This window comes from Chloroflexota bacterium (assembly GCA_020161265.1).
Taxonomy (GTDB): domain Bacteria; phylum Chloroflexota; class Chloroflexia; order Chloroflexales; family Herpetosiphonaceae; genus Herpetosiphon.
In genome coordinates, this window is record JAIUOC010000008.1 from 127,025 (window position 1) to 153,239 (window position 26,215).

22 protein-coding genes are annotated in these 26,215 nt (G+C 49.1%); 14 read left to right on the forward strand and 8 right to left on the reverse strand.

The window, feature by feature from the left end; genetic code table 11:
• Nucleotides 1-2: 2 nt before the first annotated feature.
• On the reverse strand, nt 3-1,079 hold the full coding sequence (recA, locus tag LCH85_18275; GenBank protein MCA0353947.1) for a recombinase RecA: 1,077 nt from the start codon (nt 1,077-1,079) through the stop codon (nt 3-5).
• A gap of 312 nt (nt 1,080-1,391) precedes the next feature.
• Between recA and LCH85_18280 the strand changes: the two genes are divergently transcribed.
• Complete coding sequence (locus tag LCH85_18280) at nt 1,392-2,174, forward strand: hypothetical protein (protein MCA0353948.1); 783 nt, start codon at nt 1,392-1,394, stop codon at nt 2,172-2,174.
• 313 nt (nt 2,175-2,487) lie between these two features.
• Nucleotides 2,488-2,688: a hypothetical protein gene (locus LCH85_18285; GenBank protein ID MCA0353949.1), complete on the forward strand. Its 201-nt coding sequence runs from the start codon at nt 2,488-2,490 to the stop codon at nt 2,686-2,688.
• A gap of 50 nt (nt 2,689-2,738) precedes the next feature.
• Here the strand turns inward: LCH85_18285 and asd are convergent, their stop codons facing one another.
• The gene (asd, locus tag LCH85_18290) at nt 2,739-3,794 is read right to left on the reverse strand and encodes an aspartate-semialdehyde dehydrogenase (protein MCA0353950.1); all 1,056 of its coding nucleotides are present in this window, start codon (nt 3,792-3,794) and stop codon (nt 2,739-2,741) included.
• Nucleotides 3,795-3,931: 137 nt separating this feature from the next.
• Here asd and LCH85_18295 point away from each other — a divergent pair, with 137 nt between their 5' ends.
• Complete coding sequence (locus LCH85_18295; GenBank protein ID MCA0353951.1) at nt 3,932-4,369, forward strand: hypothetical protein; 438 nt, start codon at nt 3,932-3,934, stop codon at nt 4,367-4,369.
• Here the strand turns inward: LCH85_18295 and LCH85_18300 are convergent.
• The 3 genes from LCH85_18300 to LCH85_18310 form a co-directional block, all read right to left on the reverse strand.
• On the reverse strand, nt 4,366-4,941 hold the full coding sequence (locus LCH85_18300) for a WHG domain-containing protein (GenBank protein MCA0353952.1): 576 nt from the start codon (nt 4,939-4,941) through the stop codon (nt 4,366-4,368). The genes LCH85_18295 and LCH85_18300 overlap by 4 nt on opposite strands.
• A gap of 10 nt (nt 4,942-4,951) precedes the next feature.
• A complete protein-coding gene (locus tag LCH85_18305) occupies nt 4,952-5,314 on the reverse strand; it encodes a DUF4260 domain-containing protein (protein MCA0353953.1) in 363 nt (120 codons plus the stop codon).
• An 85-nt stretch (nt 5,315-5,399) separates the two neighbouring features.
• Entirely contained in the window at nt 5,400-6,416 is a 1,017-nt protein-coding gene (locus LCH85_18310; GenBank protein MCA0353954.1) for a GTP-binding protein, read from the reverse strand.
• 601 nt (nt 6,417-7,017) lie between these two features.
• Here LCH85_18310 and LCH85_18315 point away from each other — a divergent pair.
• The 9 genes from LCH85_18315 (at nt 7,018) to LCH85_18355 (ending at nt 14,712) form a co-directional block, all read left to right on the forward strand.
• Nucleotides 7,018-7,719, forward strand: a complete 702-nt coding sequence (locus LCH85_18315) for a hypothetical protein (protein MCA0353955.1) — start codon at nt 7,018-7,020, stop codon at nt 7,717-7,719.
• 103 nt (nt 7,720-7,822) lie between these two features.
• Complete coding sequence (locus LCH85_18320) at nt 7,823-8,764, forward strand: HEAT repeat domain-containing protein (GenBank protein ID MCA0353956.1); 942 nt, start codon at nt 7,823-7,825, stop codon at nt 8,762-8,764.
• 305 nt (nt 8,765-9,069) lie between these two features.
• Nucleotides 9,070-9,627, forward strand: coding sequence for a hypothetical protein (locus LCH85_18325; protein ID MCA0353957.1), 558 nt, complete (start codon nt 9,070-9,072; stop codon nt 9,625-9,627).
• A 10-nt stretch (nt 9,628-9,637) separates the two neighbouring features.
• Complete coding sequence (locus LCH85_18330; protein ID MCA0353958.1) at nt 9,638-9,943, forward strand: hypothetical protein; 306 nt, start codon at nt 9,638-9,640, stop codon at nt 9,941-9,943.
• A gap of 57 nt (nt 9,944-10,000) precedes the next feature.
• The gene (locus LCH85_18335; protein MCA0353959.1) at nt 10,001-10,444 is read left to right on the forward strand and encodes a hypothetical protein; all 444 of its coding nucleotides are present in this window, start codon (nt 10,001-10,003) and stop codon (nt 10,442-10,444) included.
• A gap of 84 nt (nt 10,445-10,528) precedes the next feature.
• Nucleotides 10,529-10,843 (forward strand): hypothetical protein, encoded by a 315-nt coding sequence (locus LCH85_18340; protein MCA0353960.1) that lies wholly within the window; start codon nt 10,529-10,531, stop codon nt 10,841-10,843.
• Between the two features lie 118 nt (nt 10,844-10,961).
• Entirely contained in the window at nt 10,962-12,341 is a 1,380-nt protein-coding gene (gene glmU, locus LCH85_18345; GenBank protein MCA0353961.1) for a bifunctional UDP-N-acetylglucosamine diphosphorylase/glucosamine-1-phosphate N-acetyltransferase GlmU, read from the forward strand.
• Between the two features lie 45 nt (nt 12,342-12,386).
• Complete coding sequence (locus LCH85_18350) at nt 12,387-13,325, forward strand: ribose-phosphate pyrophosphokinase (protein ID MCA0353962.1); 939 nt, start codon at nt 12,387-12,389, stop codon at nt 13,323-13,325.
• Nucleotides 13,326-13,458: 133 nt separating this feature from the next.
• A complete protein-coding gene (locus LCH85_18355) occupies nt 13,459-14,712 on the forward strand; it encodes a glycosyltransferase family 4 protein (protein ID MCA0353963.1) in 1,254 nt (417 codons plus the stop codon).
• Between the two features lie 227 nt (nt 14,713-14,939).
• On the opposite strand, the gene LCH85_18360 is transcribed toward LCH85_18355, so the two are convergent.
• Nucleotides 14,940-16,196, reverse strand: coding sequence for a carboxypeptidase regulatory-like domain-containing protein (locus LCH85_18360; protein MCA0353964.1), 1,257 nt, complete (start codon nt 16,194-16,196; stop codon nt 14,940-14,942).
• A gap of 179 nt (nt 16,197-16,375) precedes the next feature.
• Between LCH85_18360 and LCH85_18365 the strand changes: the two genes are divergently transcribed.
• Nucleotides 16,376-17,824 (forward strand): hypothetical protein, encoded by a 1,449-nt coding sequence (locus tag LCH85_18365; protein ID MCA0353965.1) that lies wholly within the window; start codon nt 16,376-16,378, stop codon nt 17,822-17,824.
• A gap of 229 nt (nt 17,825-18,053) precedes the next feature.
• On the opposite strand, the gene LCH85_18370 is transcribed toward LCH85_18365, so the two are convergent.
• Both LCH85_18370 and LCH85_18375 read right to left on the reverse strand, forming a co-directional pair.
• Entirely contained in the window at nt 18,054-18,863 is an 810-nt protein-coding gene (locus LCH85_18370; GenBank protein ID MCA0353966.1) for an HNH endonuclease, read from the reverse strand.
• Between the two features lie 104 nt (nt 18,864-18,967).
• Nucleotides 18,968-21,205, reverse strand: a complete 2,238-nt coding sequence (locus tag LCH85_18375; protein MCA0353967.1) for a bifunctional (p)ppGpp synthetase/guanosine-3',5'-bis(diphosphate) 3'-pyrophosphohydrolase — start codon at nt 21,203-21,205, stop codon at nt 18,968-18,970.
• Nucleotides 21,206-21,675: 470 nt separating this feature from the next.
• On the opposite strand from LCH85_18375, the gene gltB reads away from it, so the two are divergent.
• Complete coding sequence (gltB, locus tag LCH85_18380) at nt 21,676-26,133, forward strand: glutamate synthase large subunit (GenBank protein MCA0353968.1); 4,458 nt, start codon at nt 21,676-21,678, stop codon at nt 26,131-26,133.
• Nucleotides 26,134-26,215: the final 82 nt, after the last annotated feature.

Sequence of the window (26,215 nt, forward strand, 5' to 3'; positions counted from 1 at the left end):
GCCTATTCGTCGTCGAAAATCCCATCGCCATCATCGGCAGGCGCAGCACCGTTGGCAGCCGCCGCCCCAACAATGACCTTGGCGGTAGGCGCACCCGGTGAAGCAGCCCGAATCATCTTTTCGATTTCATCGGCTAAAGCTGGATTATCCTTGAGGAATTGTTTGGCATTTTCGCGACCTTGACCCAAGCGATCATCGCCAAGGTAGAACCAAGCCCCGCTCTTGCGCAGAATTTCCATGGTCACGCCAACGTCAACAATATTGCCTTCGCGCGAGATGCCTTCGTTATACATAATATCGAATTCAGCTTGGCGGAAAGGTGGTGCAACTTTATTTTTAACAACTTTGACCCGTGCGCGAGCGCCAGTCACATCTTGACCTTGCTTGATACTTTCAACTTTGCGAATATCTAAACGCACCGAGGCATAGAATTTGAGCGCATTGCCACCTGTGGTGGTTTCAGGATTACCAAACATCACGCCGATTTTCATGCGCAATTGGTTGATAAAAATCAAAGCTGTGCGTGATTTGGAGACAGCACCTGAGAGCTTGCGCAAGGCTTGCGACATCAAACGGGCTTGCAAACCAACGTGTGAATCGCCCATGTCGCCTTCAATTTCGGCGCGTGGTACAAGCGCAGCTACCGAGTCAACCACAATCACATCGATTGCGCCTGAGCGCACCAACGTTTCGCAAATTTCGAGCGCTTGCTCGCCAGTGTCAGGTTGTGAGACCAACAAGTCTTCAACATTAACACCACAATTGGCGGCATAAACCGGATCAAAAGCATGTTCAGCATCGATAAAAGCGGCAACCCCACCCATTTTTTGGGTTTCGGCCACAATATGTTGGGTAAGGGTGGTTTTCCCTGAGCTTTCTGGACCATAAATTTCAATCACCCGACCCCGTGGAATCCCGCCAACCCCAAGCGCCAAATCGAGCGCAATTGAGCCAGTTGGAATTGCTTCGATCGATAAGCGTTGATCGCTCATACGCATAATTGCGCCTTTACCAAATTGGCGATCAATCTGACTGAGGGCGGCGGCTAGAGCCTTTTCTTTTTCGGGTGAAATTGCCATTACTCGGACTCCTTGTAGATACTCTTGCTTACGAAAAAGTGCGGCAGACTTGCACGTCGCCACTGCAAGCCAGTATAGCACACTTGTTCGTCAAGTACAAGGCTTTTTTTCCTAGTTTGGCTAGTACTTTTGCTTTAACCAAACATAATCCTTTGACTTTTAAGCCTATAGCGGTATAATCCATCACCTATAGAGATTAACTTAATTTTGTTAATTACTACTCCGTATCGTCCCCCCTAAATCACTCCTATGGGGCGATGGCATAGTGGTATACTTGCTTGGTCTGTTTGAAACTAAAACAAGGCGCACCCTATGTACGATTTACACTGTCATATTCTGCCTGGTATTGATGATGGCCCTGCCGATTGGAGTGGTTCGTTAGCAATTGCCCGTGCCTTAGTCGCCGAAGGTGTGACCTGTGTTGCCGCTACTCCACACGGGCCTGGTTCCTCGCAATCGCGGATCTATCTGCCATCACGCTTGCGCGATTTGGTGGTGCAACTGCGCGAATATTTGCAGCGTGCCAAATTAGGCTTGCAAGTCGTTTTAGGCACTGAAATGGTGGTTGCCAGCGATTTGACCGAGCGGTTGCGTCAAGGTGATCTCTTGGGCTATGGCACGAGTCGCGCCGTTTTATTAGAAACTCCCGCGCATATTGTGATTGAACATTTGCAGCGTTCGATTTTTGATTTACAACTAGCAGGTCATCGGGTCATTCTGGCTCACCCCGAACGTACCCGTGTCTTCCAAGATAATCCTAATCTGTTGATTCCATTAATTGAGCGTGGCGTAGTTGTGCAAATTACTGCCGCCAGCTTGGTTGGTTGGCACGGCCAGCGCTTGCAAGATATTACAACTCAAATGGTCTATCATAATTTGGCTCAAATTATTGCTAGCGATGCTCATGCGCCTACTGGTGCGCGTGCGCCCGCGATGCGCGAGGCCTTTCAAGTTGCAAGCCAACTGATTGGCGAACAGCGTGCGCGGCGGATGGTCGAAGAATTGCCCCATTTATTGCTGTCTGATGCCCAAATTCCGCTGGCTGAACCGTATTTCATCCAGCCGCAAAAGCAACGTTGGTGGCGACGACGCTAGCCCTATTATTCAATCACGAAGAACGCCAAGCTCATAAAGCTTCGTTTTAGTGTTGCTCACAATGATCAGATTCAATACCAAAGCTCGCCTACGGGGGGCTTTTTTTGTTTTAAGCCATTGGAACAAATAGTGCTAGTTTGCAGTATTACTAGTATCGAGGCTTGTGTGAGGATGTGGTACTATCAGCTTGATGACTAATGAGCTATAGAATATTAATCAAATTCTTAGATTTATAGCCTAAATCAGTCAATGATTAATTAAGCTTGATGTGATACGATACAGCTAGATATCCAGTTTTATGAGGGGTGTGTTGATGGTTCTCTTTGCAGTGTTATTAATTCTCTTTGGTGGCATTTTATTGGTTTCGCGCCAATTTCGCGAGCAATGGTTTTATAGCGATACCCGCCGTGGCACAGATGCGGTGTTTACCCAACGGTTACACCAAACGTTTCGTTCAGTCGGTGGAGTATTTATGGTTATTGGGCTGATCATCGTGGTGATCAATACTATTTAACAATAACTGCGCACAGAATTCCTCACCATTGGTTCTGTGCGCAGCGCTTTTTAGGCCTTGATCAAGCCTTTGGCAACCATTAATTCGGCGTTGAGCAACGAACCCCCAGCGGCTCCGCGCAAGGTGTTGTGCCCCAACAACACTAATTTGTAATCAAGAATTGGGCAACGGCGAACGCGCCCAACGGTCGTAGCCATGCCACGTTCGGCATCGCGATCACGGCGTGGCTGCGGGCCATCGGCCAATTCAGTTACCAAAATTGGGTGGGTTGGCGCACTGGGCAAATTGAGCGCTTGCGGCTCAGCCTTAAACTCACGCAAGACCGCGATCAATTCAGCTTCATCGACGGGCGGGCGCTCGAATGCCAATGATAAACATTCGGTATGCCCATCGATAACCGCCACCCGATTACAATGAGCGCTAATCGTGATTTGAGCTTCTTCCACGCCCTGAGCGCCAAGCGTGCCCAAAAGCTTGCGTGGCTCCCACTCAACTTTTTCTTCTTCACCTTTGATCAACGGCACAACATTATCAATAATATCGAGGCTTGGCACACCTGGATAGCCTGCGCCAGAGAGGGCTTGCATACTGACCAGCAATACTTTGGTAATGCCAAAAGCATCGTGCAAAGCTCGCATTGGCAAAACTGCATGGGTGGTTGTGCAGTTGGGGTTGGTCAAAATGCCGCCACTCCAGCCATACTGTTGGCGTTGCAATTCCAACAAATTAACATGGTCAGGGTTGACTTCGGGCACTAACAGCGGCACAAGTGGATCGCGGCGATGTGCGCCAGCATTCGAAAAAACCAACGCGCCTGATTTGGCCCAAGCAATTTCGGTCGGGCCAGCAGCATCACTGGGCAAGGCACTGAATACTAAGCCAACATCGCCAACCTGATCAACTGGCTGGACGGTCATCTTGGCAAATTGGCTAGGCATTTCGCCGCCGATCATCCAGCGGCCAGCTTCGGCCAAGGTCTTACCAGCCGAACGCTCCGAAGCGGCAACTACCGTTACTTCAAAATAGGGGTGATCGATCAACAAACTCAAAAAGCGTTGTCCAACCATCCCTGTTGCGCCTAGCACACCAACAGGAATCTTCTTCATACCAAAAGCCTCCGCAGTGGGAATGTATGTGAATTAGCACCATTGCTCATCAGCGTCGTTGCTGCGGGCATTATAGCAACTCCACACGACCCTGCAACGTACCTAGGTTTGATGTTAATAGATTAGGGGGTTTTAAAATGTCTGATTTGTATTTTCATAATCGAATTACCAGCTTAGAAAAAGAAGTTCAGGCCTTACGCAGTGAGCTGCGTTCGCTCAGAAATGAAGTGTGCCAAGGAGGTATTCCTCAAAACAAAATGCGCCACCAGCCAACGCCTGAGCGCAATTTGGCTCCAGAACGTGAGCCAGAAGCCTTGGCCGATGTTGCTCAACAGCTTTCAGAGCAGGTTTCAATGGATGAAATCGGGGCGTATTTGAAGCGCCGCCGTGTAACCGCCAGTGACATTCAACTAACTGAGCAGGATCTGGAGCGCAATCGCACTCGGAGGAATCTGTCGGATCATAGCAAGCTCGCTGGATCTGCGACAGCCAATGCTTTTTATAGTAATGCCCATATATTTATTATTTTGTTTGGCTTGATTATGCTGCTGGTACTTTTATTGACGATGCTTTAAGCCGCTGCCAAGGTGGTTAGGCCAGCCAAATAGCTGCGCACTGCCAAATCGAAGGCGCTGCTTAAATCGCCGCCACGCTGGAGTTGTTGATTGAGTTCGAGCAGCACAAAGCCATGAATCAGACCCAACAAGCCGCGCAAAGCTGCCAGTGAATGCTCTTGACCGCTAATTTGGGCCATGATTGCCTGGATTGGCAATACCATTTCGACCAACAGCGCAGGATCAGCCCGTTGTTCGGGGCTAGCAGCGGTCAGGGCTAAAGCATAATTTTTGGGCTGTGCATGGGCAAATTGGCGATGCCCATGGCTAATTGCCAACAACTGGCTTTGCGCATCGTTCGGGCTGTTAGCCAAAGCTTGATCATACGCCGCAAACAATTGTTGAATTGTGACTGTTACCACGCCTTTGAGCAAGGCATTTTTATTGGCTACATAGCGATATAACGACGGAGCTTTGATGCCCAGTTCGTTGGCAAGGCTGGCTAAGGCCAATTGCTCAACTCCATCGCGTTCAATCAAACGTTGGGCCGTGCGAATAATTGTTGGATAATCGGTTTGGGCTGGGTAGGCCATTGCTGCTCCTCTAGACTCGCCCCAAATGGGTATCTTTGAATTGAGTTGGGTATTTTAGCCCATAGCCAAGCATACGATCAAGCCCAATATGCGCTAACCAAATCAGGCCAACTTGCAGGCCTAACTGCCAATTGTTCAACACTCCCAGCGCCAAAAAGCTCAGCGGCCAAAGCGTAATATGGCCAAAATTATAGCAAATGCTGCCGACTTTTGGCCCCCACAAATAGCCAAGCATCACCAGATCCGGCGCAAATAAGGCCAAGGCAAATTGCCACCAACTAAATCCTTGCCAAGCATAACCCAGCACTGCAATCAGCAATAAACCCAAGCCTTCGGCATGTAATAAGCGTTTAACCAAGCTACTATTTGCCATGATTCACCTCAAGACTAATTCAATTAGTTTATAAAGATAATGCTATTAGTTTTCGAGGTATTTGTCAAGACTAAATCTATTAGTTTTATGATTGGGCTTGATATTTACGCCGCCATTCAGCCACAGTCAGAATTTCTTCGCGTGGTTCTTGCGTGGCATCTGCCAAACAAGCATTAAAATGTTGGGTCAATTCAGCTGGATCAAAGCTATTGCTGCGGCCAATCACCACAATTTGGCTGTACGGAGTGGTTGCGCCCCATGGCTCACTAAGCCGCAAACTAGCACGTTTGCCCGCCAATTGAACAATTGCCCGCCGTTCAGGCGCTTCGGCTAGATACATAATCCCTTTGGCACGAAAAATCGTAGTTGGCAATTGTTGGAAGGCGTGTTGCAGGCTACTCATGGTAAAAGGCTGATCAGTTTGGTAATTCCAGGTTTGCCATTCTTCGTTGTGTTGATGCTGGGTGGGATGCGCTTCAGCCTGCACATCGATGCGATATTGGCCGACTCCCAACAGCAAATCAACCGGAACCTCGCCATATTCAGCGCTCAAAATTCGCGCCCGTGGCACAATCGTTTGAATCCAGGCAATCACCCGTTGCTGTTGCTCAGCATCAACCAAATCGATTTTATTGATAACCACAATATCAGCAGCAGCAATTTGATCGACGACTTGGATCAATTGCTCGCGTTGTTGGTGAATATGCTCAGCATCAACGACCGCCACAATCGAATCGAGGTTGATCAACGAGCGGAGGGCTGGCAAACGGAAGGTTAATGCCACCGAAACCGGGTCGGAAACGCCGCTAGCTTCGACAATGATATATTCAGGTCGATCATCGCGCTCAAGCAATTCGAGGGTGGTAGTGAGCAAATCCTCGCGAATGGTGCAGCAAATACAGCCATTCGCCAAATTAATTACAGCGTCGTTTTCAACCCCAACTACCAATTGCGAGTCAATATTAATCTCGCCAAAATCGTTAACCAGCACCGCGATTTTGAGGCCATGCTGGGCACTAAGCAGCCGATTGAGCAGGGTAGTTTTGCCTGCGCCCAAAAATCCGGTCAAAATCGTCATTGGAATAGCAGTTGCGTCACTCATCACACACTCCTTATTGGCCTAATCGAATTTTAGCAGGGTTGAAAACTGCAATGCAGATCAAGTAATGGTTTCCAATTGAGTAATTATTGATATACCACCTTTTAACGACCAGTTATTTTGCACAACTGCTAATCCAATCAATAAAAGAAGTCTGGTGAGGTGAACCAGATGCTATGATATACTTCTTCCTCGCTTCTTCATAAAATACTAGGCTCTGTCTGATAATTCTATGGTAGACGCTCCGATAGGATGTGGGTATGGCTCGCCATGAATTGACCGATGCCCAGTTTGCAAATTTCTAGGAACCACCATGAGTGTCAGCAGATCTCATGGTGGTTTTGTTTGCTGGGCACATTTTCTATGTCTAACACATCAATAGTGATTGCTTGGTTCTTTGGTTCCATGGTTAATTCAGGCCTTGGTTGTAGTGTAAAACCGTGTTTATATCCGATAATTTCTCGGTAGCTAGCGTCTGGGGAGCATTATTTTTGATCCAAACCAAATGAAATTCCTGCAACGCTTCATGCCGATGCTTCAAACTAGGGTTCATAGATTGAGGAAGGTTTACAACATGATTTGGTACGATTGTGGTTATCTGCTTATGACCCGGATTCAGCGTCCATCAGACCTTGATCCGCAACTTTTCCCAGAAACGATGTATGCATTACGCGACTGTAGTTTCAACGCACTGCCTGAGCACTGGTGGCGTTATTTCAGCGCTGAGCCGAGTGATTTGCTGGCGAAAGATTTAGCTGATTGGTATACAAAAAACCAAGCTGGATTATTGCTGCCCAATCTATTTACTACGCTCGAATTAGCCCAAGAATTTGCCTACAAATTACCAAACCCGCGCACAGAATTGCAGATTGTTAGAATTGGCTTGGCAGCAGCGTATCACGAGCAATTTATGGCTGAACAAACTGCAAAACGGCCAAGTGAGCAACCAGAAGGATTTTTAACCATGCTTCAGCAACCCAAGCAACTGCCAATTCAACAAGGTCTGTGGCTTGGGGTTGAGCTAGGCTGGTTCGATTATAACAATATTCACTCATGGGTCTGCGAATCAGAGCATCAACAATTGATTCGAAGTGACGCGCCTGTGGATTGTCGGCCAAATCAATTTGGGTTACTCAAAAGCCTTGCCGCCGCCGAATATTTGATTCCACAGATCTCGATCTACAATGGGATCAATGATGATACGCCAGCGCCGCAAGTTTACCCATTTTGCTTGATTGCCTATGAACCTTCATTAATAAATACCAAACTTCATATGCCAAATCTTGCTACCATTAACAACAACTAATTTAGATCACCACTTGGTTAGCCTCGGGCTCTGGTAGGAGCCAGCAGCCGAGGCTTTTTGCTAGGCTTAGATCACCTATTTTACCGCTGAGAGATTTACAAATATGCAGCCAATTGAACCTACTGAAACCTACAGTTTCGCCGAAATGCAGGCACTGGCACAGCATCCTGAGGCTGAGCAACGCCAAACCATCGCTTACGATTTGCGTTGCTCCAACAAGCCCTTAGCACTGGCGATCTTGATTGACTTATTAAATGATGCGGATCAAGTGGTGCAAATTAACGCGATTCGTTCGATTGGCTTGTGGGGTGCACGGCGCAACTCGCCCAGCCTACTGCAACCAGCAACTCAAGCTCTATTAGCGCTAGTTCAACAATCGCCCGACCAGATGCTACTTGACCACGGTTTAATCAGCCTTGGCGAAATTGGCGATCCGCAGGCAATCGACTGGTGTTTAAGCCAGTTGATCAATCAGCCTCGTTCACGGCTATGCGCGGCAACAGCCTTGGGTATGCTCAAAGCCGAACAAGCTCGCCCGTGGCTCTTGCAAATTCTAGCCGATCAGGGCGAAGCGCCGATTGTCCGCACAACCTGTATTGAAGCACTGAGCCAACTCATATTCGACTCTACTACCAACCAAACTTTGATCTCAGCGCTGCAAGATTCAACAGCCGAAGTGCGCGAAAAGGCTGGTTTAGCGCTCTGTCAGTTGGGCGATTTTAGTGCCTTCGAGTCACTTTGGGCCTACATTCGCCGTGAAACTGCGATCAAGCCCAGCCAAGTTGTCCATGCACTGGCCTTATTTGGCGACCAAACATTTGAGCCAACCTTAGCTTTTTTAAATGATCCCGATCCCAATCTGCGCTATTGGGCCGCCTTAGCGCTCGGCATGTTCCACGATCCACGGGCGATTCCGGCATTGGTTGCATTATTAAATGATCAGGCGCAAACGCACACCCGTGCCTTGGTGGCAACCGCCGCCCGCAAAGCGCTTAACCGCCTACAAAGCTTGTTGGTTGGCAACCCTGCCAGCACTTTAGCGTAGCATAAACGAGTTTCAAATTGAATTGAATGGAGTGGTTATGAACCAGAAATATGTCAATATACTCAATCTCGTCGCTGGATTGTCGTCGATCTCTGTAGGAATTATGCAAAGCTATAAGATGCTTACGGGCGATACACGCTGGATTGAAATTTTTGGTACCATAGGTTTTTTATTAACAGGGTTATTTTTACTTTTTCAAAAGAAATTTAATCCAATAGTCAATATTATTATTATTTCTATTGCGCTTATCTGTTTCATCATTAATTACATTAGGTTTCTTATTTAATTGAGGAAGAGAGTGGGAGATGCGTACTACACGTTGGATTATCGTTGGATTACTTTGCATAATGGCATTGATTGGGGTGTATGTTTGGTCAATTCAGCCTGTTGCTCCAGTAACCCCACCAGCAGGTTGGCAAACATTTAAACAAGGCAAATTAACGGTTGTGCTGCCGCCAGAATTTATGGTGCTTGATCCTACGATCCCTAGCGCCAATGCTAATTTTACCAATACCTATAGCGGTACGCTCGAAAGCTTGGGGAAAATTGCCAACGATCCGCTTAAAATCGAATTTCTGGCGGTAAATCTTGAAAATGGCGATATCTTTATGCTTATCGATAAAGTTAATAATAAAAATGAATCAGCAATATTAAATCAAATAAATAATGTTGCTGAATTACTATTGCATATTCGTAGCCATAATAAAATGGATACAGAATCATTTTCGAGAAGCGGTGCAATAGCTGTAAATGATAAATTAGTATCATTTAGCATCAGCGAAAAATCACAATATCTTCAAAGCAGTGATGCATTTCGATTAATGAGCTTACAAGTCAAGCTAGAAGATGAATCGAAAGAATGAGGTGAATATCATGCAAGAATATCAACGATTCAATCTGATGTATAGCGGATTATCGATCGATTTTAATCAGCAGCGTTTACTGGTTAAACATCGCAATTTTTTAGCACCAATCGTGATGCTTGAGCTACCATTGGAACAAATTAGCTATATTAAGTTACGCAAACGCTTTATTTGGTTTGGCAAACAAGGCTTTGAAATTAATTATCGCCAGCATCCCAATGACGCGCTACTTGGTTTCTTCTTTGTTTCCAAACAATTCCAAGCTTGGCTCGATGCTTTTAGCGCAGCAGGTATCAAAATTATACCTAATGTATAGTTAGGAAAGGAACAATGGATGTTTATGAAATTCTTCGATTGGATTCTAGGGCGAAATATGCCAGTTGAACCGTGGCGGTTGCAAAGGCTCAATTGGCAGGTTACCGAATATCAGCTTGATGGCGAGTTAGCTGAATCAGCAACAAATTGGCTTTCAGTTCGCGATACCGCTGAATTGCTTGATCAAATGGTCAAAGAGCAGCATTTAATCGTGTTTTGCTACCATAATCAAGCCTTTGCCCAAGCTGATGGCATTTGGTTTGAGATGTTTGTTGATTATGATTTGGTGATTATGCTTGCCAACGATGCCGAAACGTTATTTACACCGTTGGCGCAGCAATATCGCAAGCTTAGCACGAGCATTATTCACGATAATCGGGCTAATCAAATAATTTGGCAGCACGATATGATGTTTCCTGAAGAAATTATTCAACACAAACGTGATTTGCTGATTATCAGCCACGATGCTGATAGCATCTTTTTAATTCGACAGGATGCATAATTATGCGTAGTTTTGGCAAAATCAGCTTCATCCATAAAGCGATCAATGACGAACTGTTGCTGAACACTTATCGAAAGGTTGAGCATGCGGCAGTTTCGGCTCAAACACGAATACATCGCTAGCGGCCTATTGTATGGGCTAGTGCCCCTCTTGTTGTACGCTCTGCTTGATTCGTTTTGGCTGGGGTTATTGTTGGGCTTTTGGTTGGTGGTTGGCCTGATTCGCTGGTTTACGGCGATTGTTTGGCAGCCATGGATGGTGTGGCTGAGCTATACCATAAGTCTCGGCTTGGTTGGGCTAATTGTTGCTCTAGGCCTTCATTCGGTCACGGTAACGTTGTATGTTTTGCATTGGCTCGCCGCAGGAGTGTTGGCGAGTATGTTGTTTAATCGCTATTAAAGCTCAACCCATCCCCCGAAAGTTCCCTCGCAGGAGCGCCCGCGTCGCCGCAATTTTCTGCTAAGATAGCCCTTGGATAGATTTACGATATTTAGCTTGCAATGGGGAGCGTTGAACTATGACACTCGGTGTGGTTGTGTTGGCTGCTGGTCAAGGGACGCGCATGCGTTCGAGCTTACCGAAAGTTTTACATCCTGTTGCCGGATTGCCATTAGTTGAGCATGTGACCCGTCTGGCCGATGCGGTTGGCGCACAGCAGATTGTATTGGTCGTAAGCGAAGATACTTTAGCCCCAATTAGTGCCGCGTTTGGCCATCGCTATCGTTATGTGGTGCAACACGAGCGACTTGGCACGGGCCATGCGGTGGCGCAAGCTCGCGCCGAACTCGAAGGCAAGGTCGATGAAGTGCTGGTGTTGTATGGCGCTGATCCATTGATGCGCCATGAATCGCTGCTCGAATTATTGGCAGTGCGCCGCACCACCAATGCCAAAGCCGCGATCGTCAGCTTTCAAGCCGATCCGCCAACTGGCTATGGTCGGATTGTGCGCGACGCAACAGGCGCAGTCCAAGCGATTGTTGAAGAACGCAACGCCACTCCCGAACAACGCCGAATTACTGAAGTGAATCAAGGTGTGGCGCTCTACGATGGCGCTTGGCTCTGGAATGCCCTCGAGCAGGTACAGCCCAATAGCTTGAATGGCGAATATTATTTGACTGATTTGGTTGAGATTGCGCTGCACGAGCATGGCCTTGGCGCAGTAGCTGCTATTCAGTTACGCGACCCCGATGAAGCCTTGGGGGTGAATGATCGAATTCAGTTGGCCCAAGTTGGGGCAATTTTGAATGCGCGGAAAATTCGTGCCTTGATGTTGGCCGGAGTGACCGTGGTTGATCCTGCTACGACCTTTGTTGATCACGATGTGCAAGTTGGTATGGATACGACCCTATTGCCTGGCACAATTATCAAAGGCCGCACCACCATTGGGACAAATTGTTTGATCGGCCCCAACAGCTTAATTGAAGCTTCGCAGATTGGTGACCATTGCAAAATTAGCTATTCAGTCGTTGAGCAAGCCCAAATGGATTTGGGAGCCAACATCGGGCCATATGGGCATCTGCGTCGCGGTGCACACCTGATGGAACATGTGCATATGGGCAACTTCGGTGAGGTGAAAAACGCAACCCTAGGCGCTGGCACAAAAATGGGCCATTTTTCCTATGTTGGCGATGCCACAATCGGCGAGAATGTTAATATTGGTGCTGGCACGATTACCTGCAATTTTACTGCTGACGGCAAAAAGCATCGCACCGAGATTGGCGCGAATGCCTTTATTGGCTCCGATTCGCTGTTGCGTGCGCCAGTTAAAATTGGCGAAAACGCAATTACCGGAGCCGGTTCAGTTGTGACCAAAGATATACCTGATGGCGGCGTGGCCGTGGGTATGCCAGCCCGCGTCATTCGCCACCGCAAGCTTGAGCAGAGTGAGAACGAGTAGGCAACGGATTTTTCATTGACCAATTACTAACTTGGGGGGCATCGAATGGACGGGCGATTGCAGATTTTTACGGGTAATGCCAACATCCCGTTAGCTCGCAGTATCGCATCGCATCTGAATTTGAATTTAGGTCGGGCTATTGTCGGCGTTTTCAAGAATGGCGAAACTCGCGTGCAGCTTGAAGAAAACGTGCGTGGCTCCGATGTATTTATCGTGCAATCCTTAACTACGCCAGTTGATCATCATCTCATGGAGTTGTTGTTGATGATCGATGCCCTACGCCGAGCTTCGGCTCAACGGGTAACAGCGGTGATTCCTTACTATGGCTATGCCAAGCAAGAGAAGAAAACTACTGGGCGTGAGCCGATCTCAGCTAAATTGGTCGCCAACTTGATCGCGACCGCCGGAGCTGATCGGGTGCTGACCATGGATTTGCATGCGCCAGCAATCGAGGGCTTTTTCGATATTCCCGTTGATCACTTGCAAGCTGGGCCATTGATCGCCGACCACTTTCGTAGCCGCAACATGAAAAATGTGGTGGTGGTTTCGCCCGATGCTGGCGGTGTGGGTCGCGCTAATAAATTCCGCGAACGCATCGGCGCAAGTTTGGCAATTATCGCCAAGCAACGCCCAGCACCCGATGTTTCTGAAGTGGTCGAAATGGTCGGCGACGTTGCTGGCAAGCACGCGGTAATCTTCGACGACATGATTTCAACTGGGGGAACCTTGGCCGAAGCTGCCAAAACCCTCAAAGAACGCGGCGCAATTAGCGTGGTGGCCTGTGCTACTCACGGCATTTTTGCTGGCAATGCGGTCGAATTGCTGGGCGATTCGGTGATGGAAGAAGTGCTGGTTACCGACACGATTCCCTTGCCTGCCGAAGCCAGCGCCGCGCGGATTGCCCAAATTTCGGTAGCATCGTTGTTTGCCGAAGCCATTATTCGGATTCACAAAGATCTTTCCTTGAGCGCATTATTCAGCTAAACTCAACTTACAGATAACTTAAATCAAGCGCTGCTAGCTTTGTTTCTAGCAGCGCTTTTTTGTTTGGCGGAGCAAAACTTGCCCTCCTGATGAGATGCGTTAGAATAGCCCTGACCTTAAAGGAGTTTCGTGAATGGCTTACACCATCCTGAGCATTGCCTCAACCTCGTTTTTTGCAGATTACGGCGCACACGTGCGGATTTGGGAAGAAACTCGCGCCCTGCAAAAATTGGGTCATCGCATTGTTATTGCAACCTATCATAATGGCGATAATATGCCAGGCTTTGAAATTCGCCGCTCATGGGACGTTCCATGGGTTAAGCGCACGATGGTCGGGGCTTCGCATCATAAAATGTATTTGGATGTGGCACTTTCGTGGCGAGCTTTACGGGTTGCCATGGAAATCAAGCCCGATTTGATCCATGCTCATATTCACGAATCGGCTTTGATTGGTAGTGTGCTTTCGCGCATGTTCAAGGTTCCGCTGGTGTTCGATTATCAAGGCAGCCTCACTGCCGAGATGCTTGATCACGGCTTTCTTAAACGCGATGGCATGTTTTATAAACCATTCCATTGGCTCGAAAATAAAATTAATCGCACCGCCGATGCTGTTTTAACCAGCTCCTTCAACGCCGCCAATATGCTCCGCGATGATTGGAAGTTTCCAGCGGAACGGCTTTACACTGTGCCAGATAGCGTTAACACCGATCGCTTCAGACCCTTCGATGGCTCGGCTGAATGGCATGCTGAGCGTGAACGCATTCGCAGCGAGTTGGGAATTCCGTCAGGCCGCAAAATTGTGGCCTATTTGGGTTTGTTGGCAGCCTATCAGGGCACAAACGTGTTGCTCGAAGCCGCCCAGATTATTCGCCAGCAGCGCGATGACGTGCATTTCTTGATTATGGGCTATCCTGATGTGCGCTCGTATTTGGCATTGGCCGAATCGCTGGGCGTTGCTGATATCGTGACCATGCCAGGTCGCATTTTATACAAAGATGCCCATGCCTACTTGGCCTTAGGCGATGTGGCGGTTGCTCCCAAAATGTCGGCAACTGAAGGCGCTGGCAAAATTCCCAATTATATGGCGGTTGGTTTGCCTGTGATCACGTTTGATACGCCAGTCAGCCATGAAATTTTGGGCGACGCTGGGGTTTATGCCAAGTTTGGCGATGCCCAATCGCTAGCCGACGAAATTCTAGGTTTGATCGATAACCCCGAGCGACGGCATAATTTGGCGCAAACTGTACGCACTCGTGCGGTCAACGAACACTCTTGGGAGCTAGCTGCCCGCCAGATCGAAGCAATTTATGAGCGAGTATTGGCTAAACGGGCAGGCAATCCGCTACCTGAATTTCCGACGAGCTTGCAACGCGAACAAGGCTCATAACATATCCTACAACTATAATTGATCCACGAAGAACGCGAAGCGCACGAAGGTTAGGGTTTTTAGCCACAGATTGGCACAGATTGACCCAGATTATTTTCCTATAGCCCAACGCCTATAGCCCTAATCTCTCTGCGCCTCTGCGTTAAATTTCCGATCCCCAATCCCTAACAACCGATCTCCATGCCCTAAGTTCTTCATCCCTCATCCCTCATCCCTCATCCTTCAAACTAATTAACCCGTGCCAAAAAATCTAAGGTTATGCGATACAGCTCATCAAGCTCTGGCGAAGGCTCGACCGCCCGCAGATAATGTGACATGCCATCGAAAAAATAACTTTCAACCTCAATGCCCAAGCCCCGCCATTGCTCAGCCAAAAATTCTGATTGACTGGCGGGCACAACTTCATCATTCCGACTGTGCATCAACAAAATCGGCGGCAAATCGGCGCGAGGGTGTAGTTGAGCCGAATAGCTGGCATAGCGCTGAATCTCCTCGTCGGGATAACCCAAGGCGATCAAGGCTTGATCAAGCCCAAACGGCGGCATAAATGTTCCGGCCACAAAGCTCTCGCGCATGGCAAACAAATCGCTAATTGGCCCCAACAACACTACGCCAGTAAAACCAACATCGTCTTGCAGCAGGCGCAAAACGTGGAGGCTGCTATAACTGCCTGCCATAATCGCAATCCGGCTGCCATCAACTCCCACGAACGAGCCACCACGAGCCAATACCAGCAAGCGCTTGAGATCGGCAATATCAGTTTCGAGGTCGAGGCTGTAGGCTGGGCCAACCGCTAACACGCTATAGCCGCGCTCGGCCAAGGGAATGCTCACACTCTCCCATTCGTCGGCAGGGCCAGGGTAGACCGCCAACATCAACGGCAACGGCTGAGTTGCCGTAATTGGTCGATAGAGCAGGGTTAATTGCTGCTCGCCGTTATTGCTCCAAACTTGCACCTGTTGGCGCAAGGCTTGGGTAGGGTAGGGCGTAGTTCGGCTAACCACGCTGGTTTGTCCAATCACGAGTTTTTCGACCGGGGCATAACTTGGGGCAATTGCCGGCAAAAGTTGTGCATGCTGCTCAGTTTGGGCCTGCTGCACATCAACATCAATCAGATAATCGCGATAACTCGGCGCAGTCACCAATAAGCGATATTGGTTAGCTGGCAAATTGCCAAGCCGATAACAGCCTTGACGATCGCTGCTCGCCCGATGTAAGCTGCCGTTACGCTCGCTGACAGCCACAATTGCCCCAACGATTGGTTGCTGCTGCGCATTGGTAATGCACCCAACAAGGCTGCGATCGGCGGTTGGCTGACTGGACATTTGGCCGTCGGCTCGCCATTGATCGAATTGATAACGTAGGGTATTGCGAATTGGCCAGATTGTTACGTTATCAGTGGTGAGCAACCACACCAAACCAATTGCCAAAAGGCCAACCATAATTCCTAGAATTTTGCGCCAAGAACGCTTGAACCATTGCATAACGTGCTCCTTTTGCAATTGAGTATGGCTTAATTTTGCTGGCTCAACCAGTTTGGATGCTGGCAATTACTGTACAACTAGGCTGTTAAGTGCTGCATGCGGCTTGGCAAGCGCCAAAAGTAACGCATAATAGCACTATTCGGCGCAAGAAATCTAGCTAGGCCAAGGGAGAAAAGTCGATGGTCGAGGCACATTTATTTGGGTTTGGCGGAGCACTCTGGTTAGCGTTGTTTATCGCCACCCGCACGCCCCAACGCTCATGGCTATTTTGGGCCAGCATTATCAGCCTATTCGGCTTGATGGGCTTTTTTGGCTCAGGTGTGCTGGGCGGCGAAGGGCTGAATCTTGAGCAACTGGTCAGTTTAGAACGCGGGTTTTGGTGGAGTTCGGTACTGCCAATTACTGCTTGGCTGATCGTATGTAGCCTGATTCACCAAACCTTGCAACCGAGTATTGCCACGATCACCAAACCTGAACGTTGGTTGGTCGGCGTTATTGGATTAATCTTAATTGGCTTGGGTAGTTTCAGCAATTGGTTGTTGAATTATGCCGATCCAGTGCTGCTTGCCAGTGGTAGCCAAATTATTGGTACAGGCCCAGCCTACCCAATCTATAGTGCCTATGTGATGGGCTGTGTCAGCGTGGCGATCTGGCATTTGGTGGCAAGTTGGCGCATCGCCGAAACCGCCATGGCACGGCGCAGTTTGGCCAGTTTGGTATTGGGAGCTTTAGGGTTCTTAATTGGCACAAGCAGTTTGTTGGCCCGCTTGATCAGCACGGGCACATGGCCACTTTTCTATGGGTATATGCCGATTTTTGCTGGCTTGTTGATTACAGGTTTTGGGTTGGTGCGATTTGGCTTATTGCTGCAAGGCCAGAATGTGCTGCGCGATTTGATTTATAGCTTTTGCGAAATTAGCATCCTCGCCTTAATCTACTTAATTAGCGTAAATATTTTAGATCTGCTGCGACCCAGCCAATTGGCCTTGCTTTTGGCGTGTGTGATTATCAGCCACACTGGGTTAGATCGTGGGCGACGCTGGCTTGATCGCTTGTTCTTTTCGCGAGCTGAACAAGAGGCGCGTAGCCAATCGCGCGAATTTGCGCTTGCCTTGGCCTCAACTCCAACCCCAACCCCAGCTCCAGTAATTGTTGATGCGAAGCCCGATAAAGCTTGGAACGATGCAGTGCGACGGGCGATCAGTGGCTTGAAAAATCCAGTTCAATTAGCCCAAAATCCCTTACTGAGTAGCGCTTTAGTCAGCAATATTGTGCAAAGTAAAGCCCTAGAAGATAATCGGCTGAATCGCAGTGCGATTGCCCGCGAACTGCTGTTGCAAGCAATCGAGCAACTGCGACCTGATGCCAGCCAAGCCTTGGGCAGTGGCGATGCTTGGCGTTGGTACAATGTGCTGTATCTACCCTATGTGCGCGAAATCAACCGCAAAACTGCGATCGATTGGCTGCGGCGCGGCCTTAGTGATCCATTAATTGATGCGAGTGTGTTAAGTTGGTTGGCTGATATTGATGAAGATACCTTTTATAAGTGGCAACGCCGCGCCTCAGATTTGATCGCGGCTCAATTGTGGGAGCAACAGTTGAAATTATTGCAAGCAATAGTTGGGTAAGGATTGTGATTGAATGAGGGGGTATGGATTTTCGATTTTATCGTGTTTCTCCTCCCTTCCGTCCCTCCGCTGGAGGGAAACGCAGGGTGTTTTCATCCCCCTGCACCCCCTAAAGTTCAATTTGAGGATTATAGACGTGTAATAGATCAAGCAATAATATGCTTAATTATTGAGAATACAAAAATCTCTACTATTCAATCATGATATTGGGCTATGACTAATATTCAGATTAATGTTGAAGCATGTTACGAACTTCATCCATCGTATATGGCTCTTTGCGCATATGAATAACAGCATGACAATTCGGGCATACAGGGCGCAAATCATCAATGGGATCAATTTCGTAGTTTTCGCCAATACTAGCCAGCGGCTTAAGATGATGGATATGGATAAAACCTTTTGCTAATTCGCCATAGGCTTTGGCAAAATCAAAATTGCAAATAACACAAGTTGACCCATAGTGCTCAATACAACGTTGACGGGCTTCGGGATTTCGCTCATAACGAGTTACTAATGATTGATATTCTGCCCCCTCAATGAAAATCTCTGGACTTGCTATTGGTTGATGAGCTTGTGTTGCTGGTAAGTCAAACAAATTTCCTTGGATTGCAGTTGACCAATCTTCTTCGACAGTAGATACATTTTGTATAGGTTGTTTTCGTAGATCTAGGATAAGGCGTTCAGGATTTGATTGTATCCAAGGGTCAATAATCGAATTAAATTCTTCAATCCATTGGTGAGAATACACCTCATGTCGCATTGTAGATACAATCATAATTTCATCATTTTGCACAATTTTTCTATTATCTGGCAAATCTGGGGTATTCCATCCTTGTACAATCACTATTGTATCATCCTTAAATAGATATCTTTCTTTTTTATACCCTTTTTCTTTAAATATGATTCGAATATAATTATTTATTTCTTTAGTGTAAACATAATTAACTAATATTTTCTGATATCCATCATTCCTAAGTGCTAGGTCATCTTTGGGATAAACATAAATAGTTGCTTGATCAACTCTTTGAGGAATAGTCATATAAAACAACTCCTACAATCAGGACTGAGGATATTACTTAAACTAAATAGAGCATAGAACCAAGCATAATCTATGCTCTATGTTCTATGCTCTATGCTCTTCGGCTAGCCAATCATTGTGCCAGCGACCGTATTTTCGCGGCGAGCCTCGATGACATCCTTGACGCGATTGAGTTTATCCAAAATGCGACTAAGTTGATCGATGCTCTCAATGCGGATGGTGGCAAGCAAGGTGGCGCGGCCATGATGTTTATTATCCAATTGCTGTACGGCTTGAATGTTGATATTGCCATCAGCGATTGCATTGGTCACATCACGCCAAAGCCCGACCCGATCCCATGCTTCGATGCGAATTGGTACAGGATAGGATTGTTTTTCGGTTGTCCCACCCCAATCAACATCGATCAAACGTTCGCGGTTGCGTTCATGTAAAACGTTATGGCAATCCATGCGGTGAACAGTGATGCCATGGCCACGAGTGGTATAGCCAATCACGGCCTCAGGATAAACCGGATTGCAGCAGTGGGCGATGCGAGTATAAACATCGGTTTCGCCGCGCACGATAATTGTGCCTGGTTTGACTGGCTTGGAAGGCGGTGCGATTGTGGGAATTGCCGCCAATGGCTCTTCCTCAGCACCTTTATCGCTGATGACACGCTGAATTGCTTGGCGTGGCGAAAGATCGCCATTGCCAATCGCTGCCAGAAAATCCTCGCTATTTTTCATGGCATTGGCGCGAATCAACTCTTCCATGGTTGGGCGTACACCCAAACGTTTGAGTTCTTTATCAATTAATTCGCGGCCCGCCGAAATATTGACATCGTTTTCTTGGCGACGGAACCAGCGCTTGATATGGGTGCGTGCACCATTCGATTTAACATATTCCAGCCAGTCGCGCGAGGGGCCGCGCGGCACTTTGCTGGTCACAACATCAACAATTTCGCCATGTTGCAGTTGATAATACAGCGGCACTGGTTTGTTGTTGACCCGCGCCCCAATACAGCGATTGCCAACCTCGGAGTGAATCCGATAGGCAAAATCGATCGGGGTCGAGCCTTTGGGCAGATCGATGATTTTGCCCTTGGGAGTGAGCACAAATACCTGATCGCGCAGCACATCTTCCTTGACCGTCTCGAAAAACTCGGTCGGATCAAGGTCGCGCTGGCCGTTGATTGCTGAGCGCAGCCAAGCTAATTTGGTTTCAAACGATTGATCGTGTTTGTTGCCAAAGCCTTCTTTATAGCGCCAATGGGCGGCAATCCCATATTCAGAAACTTCGTGCATCTCGTAGGTGCGAATTTGCACTTCACATGGCTGCTCACCTGGAATCACCACAGTTGTATGCAGCGAACGATACATGCTCTCCTTGGGAACAGCAATATAATCGTCGAATTCGCTCATAATTGGAATCCAAGTTGAGTGCACTAAACCCAACACACGATAACATTCATCAACGCTATTGACCATAACCCGCACTGCCAATTGATCATAAATTTGATCAAGGCTTACGCTCTTGCGCTCCATTTTGCGGGCAATTGAATAGATGTGTTTCGGGCGGCCTGTTACTTCAGCTTTAATATTATCGCGGTCGAGAATCTGCTTGAGGCGGGCAATGACCCGTTGCACGATCCGCTCACGGGTTTCGCGGCGCAAGTTGAGCTGACGGCCAATTTCGCTATACTTGTCGGGGTTGATATAGCGAAACGAAAGGTCTTCTAGCTCCCACTTGAACTGCCAAATCCCAAGGCGATGGGCGAGTGGTGCATAAACTTCGAGGGTTTCGCGGGCGATGCGTTGTTGTTTATCGGGGCGCATTGCGCCAAGCGTGCGCATATTGTGCAAGCGGTCGGCCAGCTTGATCAGCACCACGCGCGGGTCATCGGCCATCGCAATAAACATCTTGCGATAGGTGATCGCTTGGGCTTCTTCGATGCTTTTGGCTTCCAGCTTGCTCAGTTTGGTCACGCCATCGACGATATGGGCGACTTCGCGGCCAAAATCGGCGCGAATTTGCTCCAAAGTAATCGGCGTATCTTCAACTACATCGTGCAACAGTGCGGCGGCGACCGATTCGGGGTCGAGCTTCATATCGACCAAAATATGGGCCACTTGCACCGGATGCAGAAAATAAGGCTCCCCCGATTTACGAATTTGGGGAGCATGGGCGACCTTGGCTACATCCCAGGCTCGCTCGATTAATTGAAATTCATCAAGCGGCCAGTAGGTACGCATGCGGCTGATCAGCGCTTCGCTTTCATGAACTGGCGGTGGACTAGCGGGAGTTGGCACGGTGTGTTTTGGGCTCTCGCTATGGGTAGCATCATCATTATAAGAACTAGGCATATGGGGTGCGAGGTCCATAATGACCCTCGTTTCTAGCGTCATTGCGCTGTTGTGTCGCGATCCATTTTCTGCTGATTGTAGCGAACAGATTAACACGCCGCTATACACATGTCAAGCAAATCGTATGCCACAATGACGCGCTGTGTTATGCAGATTACCCAAACGCCAATTGACACATTGCACAAATTAACATAGAATAGCTTTAACTCTGATTTAACACACCTCTTGGTCTAACACATACACGTTCGCCAACTTTTGCCCAACTAAACAAACTCAACTCGTCAACCAGACGAACTAGGTTTCCCCTCCTGCGATGATGCAGAATGCACCAATGAAGGCTCTCCCGCAGCGATGACGCTGGTGGTTTACCCAACGTTTCTTTGTGCTACCTGAAAATGCGCCATGGTATAGGGCAGCGTTGCTAACGCCGTCGCGTATTTGCCAACTCCCTGCGCGAAAGGAGACCTCGCATGAACCGCCTGTTGTATGACCCACGCTTTGAACACGATGCATGTGGCATTGGCTTTGTCGCTCGAATTGATGGAAAACCAACCCATGCAACAGTGAGCTTGGCTCTCGCGGCGCTTGGTAGTCTGACCCATCGCGGTGGGATTGCCGCCGACGGTCTGACAGGTGATGGCGCTGGCCTCTTAACCACCATTCCACGCGCATTTATGGCTCGTGAATTAGCTGCTCGCCGCATTTTGGCTAACCCGCAACGCATCGCAGTTGGCATGATCTTTTTGCCAACTAACAATACCGAACGTGCCCGCGAATTGATCGACGATGCCCTCGTCTGGCGAGGCTTACGACCGCTTGGTTGGCGTGAAGTACCGCTTGATCGTGAGCAACTTGGCCCGATTGCCCGTGATATTTGCCCACAGATTGAGCAAGTTTGGGTTGATCGCCCCGCCACGATGGACGACGATAGCTTTGAACGCGAACTCTACCGCGCCCGCCGCCGCGCCGAACGTACCGCCCTCGCCGAGAACATCGACCTCTACATTCCTTCACTCTCTTGTCGCACGATTGTTTATAAAGGCTTGATGCTGCCAAGTCGGCTCTCGCTGTTCTACCCCGATTTGGCCGATAGCGATTATATTGCCAGCGCTGCGGTTTACCACCAACGTTATTCCACCAACACGATGCCAACTTGGAGCCGCGCCCAACCCTTCCGCGTGGTCAGCCACAACGGCGAAATCAACACCTTGGCTGGCAATGTGAACTGGATGCGAGCACGCGAAGCCCATCTCTCCAGCCCACTGCTCGGCAATGTGCGCGAACTTGCGCCAATCGTTGACGAACGGGGCAGCGATTCAGCCCAATTCGATAATGTGCTGGAATTGTTGGTACGTGCTGGCCGCGATGTGCGCCATTCCTTATTAATGATGATGCCCGAAGCGTGGGAACATATCGCTGATTTGCCCCAAGATGTGCGCGATTTCTACCAGTGGCACGCTAATTTGATGGAAGCATGGGACGGCCCCGCCGCCATGACCTTCTGCGATGGCAAAATTGTTGGCTCAGCCTTGGATCGCAATGGCTTGCGCCCTGCCCGCTATATCGTCACCGATGATGGTTTAGTGGTTGTGGGCAGCGAGGTCGGCGCAACTCCAGTCGATGAAGATCGCATTATTCGCAAGGGCCGGCTTGGCCCAGGCCAGATGATCGCTGTTGATCTCATCAAAGGCCAATTGTTGGATAATACCGCTGTCAAAGCCATGTTTGCTGCCCGCCAACCCTACGGCCAATGGCTGCAAAACAAGAGCGTCGATTTGGCCGAGTTGGTTGATGCCTACAACGAAGCCGCCGTCGAACTCAACCCCGACGATTTATTGCGCTTGCAAGCAGCGTTTGGCTATACCGACGAAAACTTGGCGATGGTGCTCAAGCCAATGGGTCGCGAAGGCGCTGAACCAATTGGCTCGATGGGCGATGACACCCCAATGGCGGTATTCTCGAACTTGGCTCGCCCAGTGTATGGCTACCTCAAGCAACGCTTTGCTGAAGTTACCAACCCACCAATTGATCCCTTGCGCGAACAATTGGTCATGTCGTTGTCGATTCGCTTAGGGCCACGCCACAATATTTTGCTTGAACGCCCTGATCAAGCGCACCAAATTGCCTTGGCCAGCCCAATTTTGCGCAATATCGAGCTAGCAGCGTTGCGAGCTTGTACTGATCGCAGTTTTGGCACCGCCACCTTGGATACCACTTTCCCTGTCACCGACGATGTTCAATGGATCGAGCATGCGCTTGATGACTTGTGTAGCAGCGCCGATCGCGCCTTGGATACTGGGGCAACCATTCTTGTGTTGAGTGATCGCGACGTTGCGCCTCAACGAATTGCCATCCCAACTGTCTTGGCGCTCGGCGCAGTTCACCATCATCTAATTCGCACTGGTCGCCGTTCAACTTGCTCGTTGATTGTCGAAACGGGCGAAGCTCACGAAGTCCATCATGTAGCTGTTTTGGTTGGCTACGGCGCTGAAGCCGTCAACCCCTACGTTGCCATCGCCACGATTCGCGAAATTGCCAAAGAACGCTCACGCACCCCAATCACTGCCGACCAAGCCGAAGATAACTACGTGCATTCGTTGGAAAAAGGCTTACTCAAAGTGATGTCGAAGATGGGGATTTCGACCGTCGATAGCTACTGTGGAGCACAAATCTTCGAGGCGATTGGCTTAAGCGATGCCGTGATTGCCCGTTGTCTGACTGGTACGCCATCACGCTTTGGCGGAGCCGATTGGCAACGTTTGAGTCGCGAAAGCTACCAACGCCATGGCCAAGCGTTTGGTTTGGAAAAGCCAGCCCTCAGCCACCCAGGCTTGTACAAATTCCGCAAAGATGGCGAATATCACGCCTTCCAACCAGCAGTGGTGCACGCTTTGCAAAAAGCAGTGCGGGCAGCAGTCGATAATGGCGCAGATTTCGAAGCGGGCTATGCAACCTATCGCGAATATAGCGATTTGCTGAACCAACGCCAACCATCCGACCCACGCGATTTGCTGGATTTTGTCGCAACTGAGCCAATTGCAATCGACGAGGTTGAGTCAATTGAAACGATTGTCAAACGCTTCTCGACAGCGGCAATTTCCTATGGCTCGTTGAGCGCCGAAGCTCACGAAACCTTGGCAATCGCCATGAATCGGCTCGGCGGCATGAGCAATAGCGGTGAAGGTGGCGAAGACCCAGAGCGCTTTGGCACTGAAAAAGTCAGCGCAATTAAGCAAATTGCCTCAGGCCGCTTCGGGGTTACGCCCAGCTACCTGATGAATGCCCGCGAATTGCAAATCAAAATGGCCCAAGGCTCCAAGCCAGGTGAAGGCGGCCAAATTCCAGGTAATAAAGTTACCGAAGACATTGCCCGCACCCGCCACACCACGCCAGGCGTAACCTTGATTTCGCCACCACCCCACCACGATATTTATTCAATTGAGGATTTAGCTCAGTTGATTTACGACATGCGCACGATCAACCCCACCGCTGCGGTTTCGGTCAAGCTTGTCTCGGAAATGGGGGTTGGCACGATTGCCGCAGGTGTGGTCAAAGGTGGCGCTGATGTGGTGTTGATTAGTGGTAATTCGGGCGGTACTGGCGCTTCACCCTTGTCATCAATCAAAAACGTCGGCATTCCGTGGGAAATTGGCTTGGCTGAAACTCAACAAACTCTGATGATCAACCAACTGCGCGATCGGGTGCGCGTGCGGGCCGACGGTGGCTTGCGCACTGGCCGCGACGTAGTAATGGCCGCTTTACTTGGCGCAGATGAATATTCCTTTGGCACCTCAGCGCTGATTGCCGAAGGCTGTGTGATGGCTCGTGCCTGCCACAATAACACCTGCCCAGTTGGGATTGCTACTCAACGCGCCGATTTACGCGCCAAATTCCCTGGCAAACCTGAGCATGTGATGGCCTTTATGCAGTTTATCGCCCAAGAAGTACGTGAATTGCTGGCCCAACTTGGCGCTCGCAGTTTGAACGAAATTATTGGCCGCGTCGAATTATTGCGCCAACGCCAAACCAACAACCCCGACCACGATGCGCTCGATCTTAGCCCATTGTTGGGCTTGGCCAATGCTGGCCCACGGCGCTTCAATGGTATGCCGCAATTGGTTGGTATCGATCGGCTCAATCAATTTTTGGTCGATAGCGCCTTACCAAGTGCCAAAGCTGCTCAAGAAGTGATTATCAACGCCGAAATCACTAACGAAGATCGCTCAACTGGCATCACCTTGGCAGGCGAATTGGCGCTGCTCAAAAATACTGGTCACGTCAGCATGAATTTTGCTGGCAGTGCTGGCCAAAGTTTTGCTGCCTTCGCGACGCGCGGCATGCAACTCAACTTGGTTGGCGATGCTAACGATTATGTTGGCAAAGGCTTGGCTGGTGGCGAAATTGTCGTCAGACCACGGCCAACCGCCCAGTTCCTTGCCCACGAAGCCACGATTATTGGCAACACCGCCTTGTACGGCGCAACCAGTGGTAGCTTGTATGCTGCTGGCCGCGCTGGCGAACGCTTTGCTGTGCGCAATAGCGGCGCGGTTGCTGTCATTGAAGGCATCGGCGAGCATGGTTGCGAATATATGACAGGTGGCACGGTTGTGGTGCTTGGTAGCACTGGCAACAACTTTGGTGCAGGTATGAGTGGTGGTCAAGCCTTTGTCTACGACCCCAACGAAACCTTCCTTGGCCGCCTCAACGACGATATGGTGATCGCCGAACGGGTTGAATCACCACTGGTTGCCGACCACTTGCGCGAACTGATCGAACGCCACGCGGCACTAACGGGAAGTGTCCAGGCCAACGATATTCTCGCCAACTGGGAAGATCAACAAGGAGCCTTCTGGCACATTATTTCCAAGGCGGCCCATGCTGCGGCTGCTCAAAATAACCAACCAGAACTGGCTAAAGTCGCCGCTTAACGCTAGTCACTCCACACACAGCAAGTAGCAGCGATCAAGGATGATCGCTGCTACTTGTTTAACGTATTAAGCTCTAGCGTAG